13 protein-coding genes are annotated in these 13,573 nt (G+C 52.8%); 9 read left to right on the forward strand and 4 right to left on the reverse strand.

The features are described 5' to 3' along the window. Nucleotides 1–196: 196 nt before the first annotated feature. Together L971_RS02160 and L971_RS02165 are read left to right on the forward strand one after the other, a co-directional pair. Nucleotides 197–385 (forward strand): hypothetical protein, encoded by a 189-nt coding sequence (locus L971_RS02160; RefSeq protein ID WP_015881266.1) that lies wholly within the window; start codon nt 197–199, stop codon nt 383–385. Nucleotides 386–463: 78 nt separating this feature from the next. Then, nucleotides 464–1,717, forward strand: a complete 1,254-nt coding sequence (locus L971_RS02165; protein WP_047374077.1) for an inositol monophosphatase family protein — start codon at nt 464–466, stop codon at nt 1,715–1,717. Between the two features lie 36 nt (nt 1,718–1,753). Here L971_RS02165 and L971_RS15120 read toward each other — a convergent pair whose 3' ends face one another. After that, complete coding sequence (locus L971_RS15120) at nt 1,754–1,930, reverse strand: DUF5325 family protein (protein ID WP_024369986.1); 177 nt, start codon at nt 1,928–1,930, stop codon at nt 1,754–1,756. Nucleotides 1,931–2,091: 161 nt separating this feature from the next. On the opposite strand from L971_RS15120, the gene typA reads away from it, so the two are divergent. Both typA and L971_RS02180 read left to right on the forward strand, forming a co-directional pair. Next, nucleotides 2,092–3,936, forward strand: coding sequence for a translational GTPase TypA (gene typA, locus L971_RS02175; protein ID WP_029335507.1), 1,845 nt, complete (start codon nt 2,092–2,094; stop codon nt 3,934–3,936). Between the two features lie 83 nt (nt 3,937–4,019). Continuing rightward, on the forward strand, nt 4,020–4,364 hold the full coding sequence (locus tag L971_RS02180) for a YlaH-like family protein (protein ID WP_231557545.1): 345 nt from the start codon (nt 4,020–4,022) through the stop codon (nt 4,362–4,364). 39 nt (nt 4,365–4,403) lie between these two features. Here L971_RS02180 and L971_RS02185 read toward each other — a convergent pair whose 3' ends face one another. Further along, nucleotides 4,404–4,604, reverse strand: a complete 201-nt coding sequence (locus L971_RS02185) for a YlaI family protein (RefSeq protein WP_024369989.1) — start codon at nt 4,602–4,604, stop codon at nt 4,404–4,406. 109 nt (nt 4,605–4,713) lie between these two features. Here L971_RS02185 and L971_RS02190 point away from each other — a divergent pair, with 109 nt between their 5' ends. Together L971_RS02190 and L971_RS02195 are read left to right on the forward strand one after the other, a co-directional pair. Beyond that, complete coding sequence (locus L971_RS02190; protein WP_047374080.1) at nt 4,714–5,163, forward strand: hypothetical protein; 450 nt, start codon at nt 4,714–4,716, stop codon at nt 5,161–5,163. 32 nt (nt 5,164–5,195) lie between these two features. Then, a complete protein-coding gene (locus tag L971_RS02195; RefSeq protein ID WP_047374083.1) occupies nt 5,196–6,512 on the forward strand; it encodes a PhoH family protein in 1,317 nt (438 codons plus the stop codon). Between the two features lie 28 nt (nt 6,513–6,540). Here L971_RS02195 and L971_RS02200 read toward each other — a convergent pair whose 3' ends face one another. After that, nucleotides 6,541–7,737: a multidrug efflux MFS transporter gene (locus L971_RS02200; protein WP_047374086.1), complete on the reverse strand. Its 1,197-nt coding sequence runs from the start codon at nt 7,735–7,737 to the stop codon at nt 6,541–6,543. Between the two features lie 93 nt (nt 7,738–7,830). Then, nucleotides 7,831–8,298, reverse strand: coding sequence for a hypothetical protein (locus L971_RS02205; protein WP_024369993.1), 468 nt, complete (start codon nt 8,296–8,298; stop codon nt 7,831–7,833). A gap of 172 nt (nt 8,299–8,470) precedes the next feature. Here L971_RS02205 and L971_RS02210 point away from each other — a divergent pair, with 172 nt between their 5' ends. The 3 genes from L971_RS02210 (at nt 8,471) to L971_RS02220 (ending at nt 13,542) form a co-directional block, all read left to right on the forward strand. Next, nucleotides 8,471–8,749 carry a YlaN family protein gene (locus L971_RS02210; protein WP_024369994.1) on the forward strand — a complete coding sequence of 93 codons (279 nt, stop codon included), beginning with the start codon at nt 8,471–8,473 and terminating at the stop codon, nt 8,747–8,749. 86 nt (nt 8,750–8,835) lie between these two features. Beyond that, entirely contained in the window at nt 8,836–10,071 is a 1,236-nt protein-coding gene (locus L971_RS02215; protein ID WP_024369995.1) for an FtsW/RodA/SpoVE family cell cycle protein, read from the forward strand. Between the two features lie 21 nt (nt 10,072–10,092). Then, a complete protein-coding gene (locus L971_RS02220; protein ID WP_029693611.1) occupies nt 10,093–13,542 on the forward strand; it encodes a pyruvate carboxylase in 3,450 nt (1,149 codons plus the stop codon). Nucleotides 13,543–13,573 lie beyond the last annotated feature (31 nt).

Here is a 13,573-nt window from a genome sequence, read left to right on the forward strand (position 1 = left end):
AAATCCTGCAGAAATAGGGTACATATCACTAACAGTTAATTCAGGTTTAGGACTGGTTGAAGTGGGAATATACTCACTAAGATAAAAAATTCAAAATAGTCAGACAATTCTCTTTCTTTTTTGAATCTCATCTGATATACTCAATTCAACTCACTAAACCGTAACTTGTAGCCCAACTAAAGGAGTGTGGCATCTCATGAAACAAGTGATCGAGGCATTCAAAAGAAAAGACGCAGAAAAAAGAATTCCGGTGCTGCGCTTAGAGATTGATTACGAATTGGCAACGCTCTTCGATGCGATGGCGTCACAAGATGATGCCACTGTCCAGGCTAGCAAGCATCGGTTAGAGAAGTACCGCCAAGAACTTTTGCGTCTCGAAGCCTGACCCACAAACACCCATTCAACCAGTATTCCATGCGAATACTGGTTTTTGTTTGGTACAATACATCTAGAGGTGATTATCATGCTGGAATGGTTTGCAATCGACTTGATCAAACAAGCGGGAGAATACATTCGACTTCAAATCGATGAGAGTTATCGCATCGAACGAAAGACAGGGAAAGGCGACTTAGTGACGGAAATTGACCGCGCTGTCGAACAGTTGATCGTCGATCGGATCCGTGAAGCGTATCCCGACCATCGCATCGTCGGAGAAGAAGGTATTTCCACCGAGCCGGACGACTTGAAGGGGACGGTCTGGTTCGTCGACCCGATTGACGGAACGCTCAATTTCATCCATCAAAAACGGATGTTCGCGATCTCGGTGGCGGTCATGGTCGATGAAGTCATCGAATATGGTTTCGTATACGACGTCATGGCCGACGAGCTGTTCGTCGCTCGTCGTGGTCATGGGGCGACGTTGAACGGCAGAAAACTGACGACCATTCATGAGCATCACGTCCGCGATGCTTTCCTTAGCATGAATGCGACGTGGGTCACACCGAATCAACAAATCGCACCAGAAATCCTCGCGCCCATCGTGCGCGACTCGGTCGGTACACGAGCGCACGGGGCGGCCTCGCTCGAACTCGCCTGGCTCGCCGCTGGTCGTGTCGATGGATATATTACGATGCGAAATATGCCATGGGACTATGCGGCGGGAAAACTGCTCGTCGAAGAGGTCGGGGGACGGGTCGTCTCCTTATATGGGGAGCCGGTCCGCTATGATGGCAAGACGTCGGTGCTCGCCGGCAGCGAGACGTTCGTCAAGGATGTCGTCAAACATTACGTCATCGCCAAAGGGGCCGCTCTAGAAGCGAGACCGGACTTGACGGTAACGTCGAATGAATCGTATGACCGTGTGCGCGACTTGCTCGTGTTGGCGAACCCTCACGAAGAAATGGTGCGGGAACAGTACGAGACGGGCAAGACGTACGAGGCGATGCTCGGGGGAGAGCTCGTCGGGGCTTATATGCTCGTCCGGCGGAACGACGACTTGATTGAGCTCGTCAATATCGCCGTCAAACCCGATCGCCAAAATCAAACGATCGGACAACGAATGCTTCAAGACGCAATCCGTCGGGCCGAACAGACGGGAGCACGGCACATGCTCGTCTGTACCGGCAATTCGAGCATCGTTCAACTTCGATTTTATCAACAAGCCGGTTTCCGTTTTGACTCCGTCGAGCGGGACTACTTCCCGAACCATGGCTACGCAGCGCTCGAAGAAGATGGCCTGCCGTTACGGGACCGCATCTGCCTGACTCGTGAACTGTAAAACAAAGGCCCGGGCGACGTTGCCCGAGCCTTTGTTTTATGGACGTCGATCTGTGAGGATACGGCGACGCAAGTTGATTCCAAATACAGTGGCGACCGCACTTAAAGCGAGACTACCGATAATGATGGCGGCACTTCCTTCGGCGACGCCGACGCCGATGCCGACAAAACCGGCAACGACAGCGATGGCGATGAGTACGAACATGGCTTGCATGGAGATTCCCCCTTTTTTCTATTCTTCTCTATTGTATGCAAAAAGACTGCAAATGGAAACGGTAACAGGCAATATCACTCGACAAAGGTAGTAGAACGTGTGCTATACTCTTTAAGTTGAATAAAAGATGAAACTTTTTTAAATAAGAGAGGACTAACTACATGAACGTAAGAACAAACCTTCGGAACGTCGCGATCATCGCCCACGTTGACCACGGTAAAACAACGCTAGTCGATGAATTGTTGAAACAGTCTGGTACATTCCGGACGAATGAAATGGTCGCAGAACGCGCCATGGACTCGAACGATATCGAACGTGAGCGCGGAATCACGATTCTCGCGAAAAACACGGCAATCGATTATAAAGACACGCGCATCAACATCGTTGATACGCCAGGTCACGCCGATTTCGGTGGAGAAGTAGAGCGAATCATGCGTATGGTTGACGGCGTAATCCTCGTCGTCGATGCACGTGAAGGTTGCATGCCGCAAACACGTTTCGTATTGAAGAAAGCACTCGACCAAGGTCTCCGTCCAATCGTTGTCGTTAACAAAATCGACAAGCCGATGGTCCGCCCACTCGACGTTGTCGACGAAGTCGTCGACTTGTTGATCGACCTTGGAGCAGATGAAGATCAACTTGAATTCCCTGTCGTCTACACGTCAGCAGTCAGCGGTTCAAGTTCGTTCGATCCTGATCCAGAGAAGCAAGAAGAAACGATCACGTACGTGCTCGATACAATCCTTGAGAACACACCAGCGCCAATCGATAACTCGGATGAGCCGCTTCAGTTCCAAGTGACGATGCTCGACTACGACAACTACCTCGGTCGAATCGGTGTTGGCCGCGTGTTCCGTGGAAAAATCAAAGTCGGCGAGTCAGTGTCACTTTGCAAAACGGACGGATCAATCAAACAACTTCGTGTCACGAAATTGTTCGGTTACTTCGGCCTTAAGCGTGTTGAAATCGAAGAAGCTAAAGCGGGTGACTTGATCGCCATCGCCGGGATGGAAGACATCAACGTTGGTGAAACGGTCACGCCGGTCGGTAAAGAAGAGCCACTTCCGCTCCTTCGCATCGACGAGCCGACGCTTCAAATGCGTTTCATGACAAACAACTCACCGTTCGCAGGACGCGAAGGCGATTTCGTGACAGCACGTAAAATCGAAGAGCGTTTGATGAAACAACTGGAGACGGACGTTTCACTCCGTGTCGAAAATACAGATTCACCTGACCAATGGGTCGTTTCAGGACGCGGTGAGCTTCACCTCGGGATCTTGATCGAAAACATGCGTCGTGAAGGCTACGAGCTTCAAGTTTCGAAACCACAAGTTATCATCCGTGAAGACGAAGATGGTACGAAAATCGAGCCGTTCGAACGCGTCATCATCGACGTGCCGGAAGAGTACACTGGTTCAGTCATGGAATCGATCGGTCTCCGTAAAGGTGAACTTGCGAACATGAACACGAACGACAACGGTCAGACGCGTATGGAATTCATCGTTCCTTCACGTGGTCTCATCGGATACCGTAACGAATTCTTGTCAGCGACACGCGGATACGGAATCTTGAACCACACGTTCGAAGAGTACCGTCCGTTCATCTCTGCTGATATCGGTGGCCGCCGCAGTGGAGTCATGGTTTGTATCGAGCCTGGTAAGTCAACGGCTTACTCGATCGGTGCCCTTGAAGACCGTGGGACGATCTTCATCGAGCCAGGTACGGACGTTTACGAGGGAATGATCATCGGTGAATGCAACCGTGACGTCGATCTCGCAATCAACGCCGTCAAAGGGAAACAATTGACGAACATGCGCGCGTCTTCTAAAGACTCGACTCAAGTGTTGAAGCGCCCACGCGTCTTCTCACTTGAAGAATCACTCACGTTCTTGAACGATGACGAGTACTGTGAAATCACACCGGAGTCGATTCGTCTCCGTAAAAAAGTCTTGAACAAGAACGAACGTGAGAAAGCAGACAAGCGTCGTAAACTTGGTAAAGAATAAGTGACAAAGGGAGCGCCTAGGCGTTCCCTTTTGTTTTGGATAGTGTAGAATGAATGTGTATGAATTGAAGGGGGATTATCAGCTTGAAAGCTTCTCAAACGATGGACATCACACAAATTGACGTACCGTGGATCGCCTCGCTGTTAGGGGTCGGCACTGACCCGAATGATCTGTCAGTCGGGTTCAACGCGTTGATCATCACGGTCATTGTTTTGACGATCCTTGTGTTCAAACTAGGTTTTGCGAAACAGTTGACGTGGTGGAAGTCACTCGTCGTCTATACGTTGCTCGCACTTGGGGCCGGCACGATGGCGCTCGTCTTCTTCACATGGCCGATTCCAGAAGTGCTCGCCGTCATGGCCGTCGTCTTGGCGATCTATCGCGGACGCCTCTGGTGGAACCGCCGCCAAGGCATCGAATCACATTAAAAAATGGACGTCCCGCAAGTGCGGGGCGTCCATTTTTGGTTACCATCTCCGCTTTTGGCGGAACGACGGATATAAGTTGAAGTGACCGGTCGCATTCCGCTCTGCCGTTCGTTCGGAAATACGTTCTTGGCACGTTTGGCACATATACGTTTTGGCCGGTTTGTTGCGAAGTCGTTTCGCTTCGAACGACCACGAGTCAATCGTTTCGACTTTGTCACAAAGAGAGCACTTTACGCGCATGGTCTCACCTTCCTCTTTCTTGATTATAGCATGATTTCACGATAGAAAAGCAGGGAATGAATGAGGTAAGGGCGAAAGCAATTCATATACCCGTGGAGGAGGGGAGTGTATGGCAAGTAAAGCGATGTTTGAGTTGTCTGACGCGCAACAGAATGCCTTGAACGATATGCCGTTATCGATTTTAGTCGCGTTCGACGAAGCGAAGCGATGGCCGACGACACATGCCATCAGTTGGGTGCAGGCCCCGACGCGACAGACGATTCGGTTCGCCCTGACGAAGAATTCACATTTGATCACGCTATTGCGACAAGAAAAAACAGCGAGTCTCGTCTTTATCGAAGACGGCTCGGCGTACAATGCGTCGTTATCTCCGGTCGCCGAATTTGAACCCGGTGTCGTGCCGGCGCTACACCTTCGCTTTTTTGAAGGCCGTGTCGAAGAAGTCCGAAACATCTCATTCTACGGTGCGACGTTCGGACAACCCGAAATCGTCAAGACGTACGATGCAGAAGCAGCAGAAAAGTTGGACCGTGAAGTCAAGGCAAGCTTGAACTCTTGATCACCAACAATTTGCGAGGGGCGGCAAAGTCTATGAAAAAAACATATGTGCTCGATACGAACGTACTGCTACACGACCCGTTATCATTATTCCAATTTGATGAGCACGATGTCGTCATCCCGGCGATCGTCTTAGAAGAGCTCGACGGGAAGAAACGCAACATGGACGAGGTCGGACGTAACGCCCGAGAGACGGCGCGTGTCCTTGACCAACTCCGGACGAGCGGTAAACTCCATGACGGGGTGCCGCTTGAGAACGGCGGCCGGTTGTTCGTCGAGATCGGCCATGAGCATACGGTCGACTTCCCGTTCGACGTTATGACGAACGACAACCGTATCTTGACCGTCGCGCTTGGATTAATGAAACAATATGAGCACGACCATAACCGTAAAGTCGTCGTCGTCTCGAAAGATATACTCGTCCGTGTCAAAGCAGACGCCATCGGGATCGAGGCCGAGGACTATTTGACGGACCACATCGTCGATACGACAAACCTTTATGCCGGCTACCGGGAGTTCGAGGTCGACCAGTCGATCATCGATGAATTTTATCAACTCCGGCAACTCCCGGTGTCGACGTTGTCTAAAAATCCGCTCTACCCGAACTCGTTCGTCGTCTTGAAAAGCAACGTCTCGAAAGCGAGCGCGCTCGCTGTCGTTGACGCGTTGCAACCGATCGTCCGGCCGTTGTCGCTCGACGCCGAGCACGTCTGGGGCATCCATCCTCGAAACGTTCAGCAGCGGATGGCGCTCGATTTGTTGCTCCGTGACGATATCCCGTTCGTGACGCTTCTCGGCAAGGCGGGGACCGGAAAGACGTTGCTCGCGCTCGCGGCCGGTCTGTCGCTCGTCGAAGACGAGCATCGCTTCAACAAGCTCGTCGTCGCCCGGCCGGTCGTCCCGATGGGCAATGACATCGGCTACTTGCCGGGTGAGATGGAAGAAAAATTGCGGCCTTGGATGCAACCGATTTATGACAATTTAGAGTTTCTGTTCAACGCCAACTCAAAAGATGAACTCGGCAACATTTTGGCCGGCATCAAGTCGATTCAGCTCGAGGCGCTCACATACATTCGCGGGCGCAGCATGCCGGATCAGTTCATCATCATCGATGAAGCGCAAAACTTAACGAAACATGAAATCAAGACGATTTTGACCCGGGTCGGGGAGAACTCGAAAATCGTGCTCGTCGGGGACCCGTATCAAATCGACCATCCGTACTTGGATGAGTATTCGAACGGGTTGACGTACGCGGTCGAACGATTCAAAGGACAGAACGTGTTCGGTCACGTCCAACTCATCAAAGGAGAGCGTTCCTCGCTCGCCCGGTTGGCCGCCGACTTATTATAAAGAAAAACGCCGAGCGGCTGCTCGGCGTTTATTTAGGTTTCGGATGCAACACTTGAACGTTCGATTTTTCTAAAAAGGCGTTCGTGAGCATGATAAGCCCGGTCACGACGAACAGTGCCGAAAATCCGAAATGGACGACGATTTGGGAACCGAACAGCGGACCGAGCAGGTTGCCCATGAACTGGGCCGACTGGTTATACGAGAAGATCCGGCCCGTCGCGTAGCTAGGTGTATGTTGACGCAGGAGCGACTGCACCGATGGCATGAGGGCGGCGGTCGCAAAACCGAGGCCGAACCGGAGCAAGACGAGCTGAGTCGTCGACGTCACGAACGCTTGCGGGATCAGCAACGTGCTATAGATGATGAGCGCCCAAAACAAGATTCGTTCCGCCCCGAAGCGGTCGGACAGTTGACCGAGCCGCGGGGCTGAGACGAGCGCGGCGACGCCTGGGGCCGAGGCGACGAGACCCGCAAGGAAAGCGAGCGATGTCGTGTACGGATTCAGTTCACGAACGTAAAGCGTCAACAGCGGTCCGATCGACTGTGTCGAGAACGTGATTAAAAATGTCGTCAAAAACAAGCTGAGGATGAGCTGGGGATGGCGGACCGAACGAATGATCGACTTCGTTGAATCGAGTCGTTCGCGCGCCACCGGAACGAAATCCTCTTTGATGAACAAGAGTGTGATCAAGAACGTCACAAAGAGTGCGCTCCCGGTAAAGAGAAAAACGGATCGAAGCCCAATCCAGTCAGCGAGTAATCCTCCAATCAATGGACCGAGGAGGCCACCGGTAATGCTACCGGTCGACAAGGTGCCGAGCGCCCAGCCACTTTTCTCTTTTGGTGTTTGTGAGACGACGAGCGTGATCCCGGCTGAGATGAAGCCGGAGACGGCGCCCATGACGAGCCGGAGCCCGACGAGTTGGTAAACGTCTTGGACGAAGCTGATGAGCGTCATGACGACGGCCATTCCGAGGCTGGCCCGAATGAGCATGAGCTTGCGGCCTTTTTGATCAGCGAGGCGACCCCAAAGCGGGGAGACGAGAGCGGCGACGAGGAACGTGGCCCCGAATGCGATCGCCGACCACGTGACGACGTGGTCGGGGTCGGTCACGCCGAGCTGTTCGATAAAGAGCGGCAAGAACGGCAACACGAGGCTCATCGAGGCTGCCGTCAAAAAGCTCCCGAGCCAAACGATCATTAAATTCTTTTTCCACAGTGGCACGGTAAGCGTCACTTCCTTTCTAGTAATCTACATAGGGTATATCTTACACTTTATGAAGTAAAAAGTCGAAAAAAAGAGAAGGCCGAGGCCTTCTCAAATCTCATTCCGGACGACGATATGGTCGACGGCACGGATGCATTGATTGTCATACAGTACATAGACCGGACCGTCGGCGAGCACTTTTCCATCTTTTGAGAACTGCAAGTACACGAGTGGCGCGTCAACGAGTGGAATTGTCAACGTCGTCTCCCCGTAAAAGCTGACGTGCGTCGCCGAGGCGAGCGGTTCTGCGTTTTTCAGGAACGGGGCGAACGGCATCGCGAACGAATCGCGAAGTGCCGCATCTTTATCAGCCCGTGACATCGGTTTGTTATGATCGACACGTGTTCCTTGCGTCAAACCGTCGTCCCATGCTTTCCCCATCTTGGCATAGTAGGCGTCATTGTCGTTCTCGGTTTCCCGATCGAGCTCGTCGACGTTTCGTTTCCGGTCGTCGAAAATCCAGACGGTCGGGTCGATCGTCAGTGCGTGACGAACGGCTCCATCTAGCGGAAAAATCATTGGTATTCCCCCTTTACTCACGATACACTGTACATTATACAAGTTTTACAATGAAAAAGGGAACATGCGAGAAACTCGCTTCGAATCTAGACTGTTCATTGAATTATGATGAAATATAATGTACAGTTGAGTTATGACAAACAGTCTGTCATTGTACGGAGGAGGGGTCGTAGTGGCGACAAATTTGGCTGCAGTCCAGCGGGAGCAAGCGCTTCAATTACTTGAGGCCGATGCTGAAAAAATCCGTTGTCTAATCGAAGTGCAGTTAGAAAACCTAAAAATGCCGAAGTGCCCGCTTTATGAAGAGGTGCTTGATACACATATGTTCGGTCTATCACGCCAAATCGATTTCGCGGTCCGTCTCGGACTCATTTCAGACATTGAAGGTAAGGGACTGCTCGATTCATTGGAACACAAGCTATCTGCACTAGCGGAAGCTTCAGAATTATGAACCTTATACTCAAACTGTGCAAGCGGCGCTGTTTGAGTATTTTTTTATAACAGGTTGCGGATTGCTGTACATAAGGAAGTGAAAAGATGAAAACGAGATTTCAGTATTTTGATTTTACGTTGTTTATCGCCGTACTCATGCTCGTCGGGCTCAGCTCGGTCATGATTTACAGTGCGAGCGTATGGAATCGTGGGGACTATGCGAACAGCAGCCTGTTCTACCGACAGCTCATCTATGTCGGGATTGGGATTTTCGCCTATTTGATCGCGACAATGTTCCGCTACGAAAATTTCCGCAAAACCCACATCTTGTACGGGCTCTATTTTGTGACGGTCGTGCTCTTGTTCGTGACGTGGGCGATGCCGCCGCTTAACGGCGCAAGAGCCTGGCTCGTCGTCGGCGGATTCACGATGCAACCGGTCGAGATCGCCAAGTTCGCGCTCATCTTGCTCTTGGCGAACTATTATCACCAACTGTGGAACGATGAATTGAAAGGATTGCCTGGACGGATCGGACGGGCGGCCATCGTGAAGAAAGGGTGGCGGGCCCAAGTCGGGGCATTCTTCTTGATCCCATCGATCTATTTCTTTCTCCCATACGCCATCGCCATCAACGGCCAGCCGGACCACGGTGGGTTATTCGTCCTCGGAGCGATCATGTTCATGATTTGGCTCGCAGTCGGTGCGCCGCTACGTATCATCGTCCCGGCGATCCTTGCCGGAATCGGGTTCGTGTACGTGATGTACACATTCTTCTTCACAGAGAATCAAGTCAGTCGAATCAATGTCGTGTTTAACCCGTTCATGGACCCGGAAGGATACGGGCATCAGCTGCTCATGTCCATCATCTCCATCGTCCATGGCGGATTGACCGGTGTCGGACTCGGGAATAGTTATCAGAAATACGGATACTTACCTGAACCGGAGACGGATTACATCATGTCCATCATCGCTGAAGAATTAGGCTTTATCGGCGTTCTCGTCGTGCTCGCTTTGCTCTTCTTCATCGCGTTTCGCGCCATCAACATCGCCAACCATACGGACAATCACTTCGCGATGTTCGTCTCGTTCGGTATCGCGGCCCAATTGATGGTGCAAACCGCCATCAACATCGGGGCGATGTCGGGTTGGTTCCCTGGGACAGGGGTGACGCTCCCACTCGTCAGTTACGGCGGGACATCGCTCGTCATGACGATGGGTATACTCGGCGTGCTCAGTAGCATCTCGATGCGAAATCGGCACCGGGAAGCGACGAGACGCGCTGAAGTCCGGGAGAAGTCAGAAGAAAATGTTCAAAGTTCATCTTTGCATGTCGTAAGGTAATTCTTGTAGACCACTACTAAAATGGGGGGATTTAGTTTGAAACCAATTACTAAGTTGCTTGTAGCCAACCGAGGCGAGATTGCCATCCGAGTATTCCGGGCGGCCTCAGAATTAGGGATGCGCACGGTCGCTGTCTATTCACAGGAAGATAGCGGGTCATTGCACCGTTTTAAAGCCGATGAGGCGTATTTGATCGGGCTCGATAAAAAGCCGATCGATGCGTATCTCGACATCGAAGACGTCATCCGGATTGCGAAACAGTCGGGGGCTGACGCGATCCATCCAGGATACGGATTCTTATCGGAAAACATTGACCTCGCCCGTCGCTGCCGCGAAGAAGGGATCATCTTCGTCGGTCCGAACGAATCGCATTTGCATGCGTTCGGGGACAAAGTCCGGGCGCGCCAAAGCGCGATCGCGGCCGGTCTTCCGGTCATCCCGGGATCTAACGGTCCGCTCACGTCTTACGAGGACGCGCTTGCCTTCGCGAACGAGCACGGTTTCCCGCTCATGGTCAAAGCCTCAATGGGGGGCGGCGGACGCGGGATGCGCGTCATCCGTTCAGAAGCTGAAATGAAAGATTTGATCGAGCGGGCCAAGTCAGAAGCGAAGCAAGCGTTCGGATCAGACGAAGTGTACATAGAAAAACTGGTCGAACGTCCGAAGCATATCGAAGTGCAAATTCTCGGGGACGACCACGGCAACATCATTCATTTGTTCGAGCGTGACTGCTCGGTCCAACGTCGTCACCAAAAAGTCGTCGAAGTCGCACCGTGTGTGACGTTGTCGGAACAGTCGCGGCAAGCGATCTGTGAGGCGGCGGTCCAACTGATGCGTCACGTCGGCTACATTAACGCCGGTACGGTCGAATTCCTCGTCACGGAAGACGAGTCGTTCTATTTCATCGAGGTCAACCCGCGTGTCCAAGTCGAGCATACGATCACCGAGATGGTGACCGGGTTCGATATCGTTCAAACGCAACTTATGATCGCGCAAGGGGAGTCGCTTCACGGCGACGTCATCCACATGCCGAAACAAGAAGACATCAAATTGCTCGGTTACGCGATTCAGTCCCGTGTCACGTCGGAAGACCCGGCCAACAACTTCATGCCGGACACAGGGAAGATCATGGCGTACCGTTCACCAGGCGGCTTCGGTGTCCGACTTGACGGCGGGAACGCTTACGTCGGATCCGAGATTTCACCATACTACGATTCGCTCCTCGTCAAATTGTCGACGCACGGGATGACGTTTGAACAGGCGGCAGCGAAGATGGTCCGTAACTTGAACGAGTTCCGGATCCGTGGCATCAAGACGAACATCCCGTTTTTGATCAACGTCATGAAACATCAGAATTTCATTAGCGGCGATTACAACACGTCGTTCATCGATGAGACACCGGAACTGTTCGTCTTCCCGAAACGGAAAGACCGCGGGACGAAACTTCTGAACTATATCGGGGACGTCACCGTGAACGGCTTCCCAGGCGTCGGTTTGAAAGACAAGCCGATCAGCCGCTCGGTCCGCATCCCGCACGACCTCCCCGCCGAGGCGAAACCGGGAACGAAACAAATTTTGACGGAGCTCGGTCCGGACGGTCTTGCCGATTGGATCAAACGTCAGCCGGAGCTTCTCTTGACCGATACGACAATGCGTGACGCCCACCAGTCGCTGCTCGCGACACGGATGCGGACGCAAGACATTTTGAACATCGCCGAACCGACGAGCAAGCTCATGCCGGAGCTGTTCTCGGTCGAAGCGTGGGGCGGGGCGACGTTTGACGTCGCGTATCGCTTCTTGTCAGAAGACCCGTGGGTCCGACTCATGCGTCTCCGTGAGAAGATGCCGAACGTGTTGATTCAAATGCTCTTACGCGGCGCGAACGCCGTCGGCTATAAAAACTACGCGGACAACGTCATCGAGAAGTTTGTCCATGAAGCGGCATACGCCGGTGTCGACGTGTTCCGTATTTTCGACAGCTTGAACAACATCGAATCGATTCAACTCGCCATCGATGCGACACTGCCGACCGGGAAAGTCGCCGAGGCCGCCATCTGTTATACGGGCGACCTATATGACGGCAGCCGTCCGAAGTATCATTTGCCGTACTATGTCGACTTGGCGAAACAACTCGAGGCGAGCGGGGCCCATATTCTAGCGATCAAAGATATGGCCGGTCTGCTCAAGCCGGAATCCGCGTACGCACTCGTCTCGGCGTTAAAAGACGCCGTTGACTTACCGATCCACTTGCATACGCACGACGCTTCGGGGAACGGGATCTTCACGTACGCCCGGGCGACGGATGCGGGCGTCGATATCGTCGACGTCGCGGCGAGCTCGATGTCTGGCATGACGTCACAACCTTCGGGCGGCAGTTTGATTTATGCGCTCGACCACCACGAACGCCAGCCGAAAGTCGATGTGAAGCATTATGAGGTCATCAGCGACTACTGGCAAGACGTGCGTCACAACTACGAGCCGTTCGAGAGCGACATGCGCGCGCCGCACCCATCGGTGTATGAGCATGAGATGCCGGGTGGCCAGTATTCGAACTTGCAACAACAAGCGAAAGCGGTCGGTCTTGGCGACCGTTGGGGCGAAGTGAAGGCGATGTACGCCCGCGTCAACATGTTGTTCGGCGATATCGTCAAAGTGACGCCGTCGTCGAAAGTCGTCGGGGACATGGCACTCTTCATGGTCCAACACGATTTGACGGAGCAAGATGTCGTCACGCGCGGCCACCAGCTCGACTTCCCGGATTCGGTCGTCGAGATGATGCGCGGTGAACTCGGGACGCCTCCGGGCGGTTTCCCGGCTGATGTGCAACAAGCCATCTTGAAAGGTGAGGCACCGCTCGACGTCCGTCCAGGTAAACTGATCAAGCCGTACGACTTTGAAGCGGCACGGACCGAGTTGTTCGAGAAGTTCGAGCGTCCGGTCACGGACTTTGAGTTGCTCGCCCATGCGCTCTATCCGAAAGTGTACGACGATTACATTAAGCACACGAACACGTACGGTGATGTATCGGTGCTCGATACGTTGACGTTCTTCTATGGATTGAATGTCGGCGAGACGATCCAAGTCGAAATCGAGACTGGAAAGACGCTCATCATCAAACTCGTTCAAGTGAGCGCGGCGAACGAGGACGGCATCCGTCTCGTCTCGTATGAGATGAACGGGGTGCCGCGTGAAATCGAAATCAAAGACGTCAACGTGAAGTCGGCGACGACGAGCCGTCCGAAAGTGGACCGGTCGAACCCGAAACAAGTCGGTGCGTCAATGCCGGGGTCGGTGTTGAAAGTACTCGTCGAGCCAGGCAGCCGGGTTCACCGCGGTGAACAACTACTCGTCACCGAGGCGATGAAGATGGAGACGACGGTTCAAGCGGCGCAAGACGGAGAAATCAAAGCGATCCATATTAAAGAAGGCGACACACTCCAAAGTGACGACTTGTTAATCGAGTTTGTATAATGGGAAGAAGCATAGCAGAGCTATGCTTCTT

It is taken from the genome of Exiguobacterium sp. ZOR0005 (genome assembly GCF_000798975.1).
Lineage (GTDB): Bacteria > Bacillota > Bacilli > Exiguobacteriales > Exiguobacteriaceae > Exiguobacterium > Exiguobacterium aurantiacum.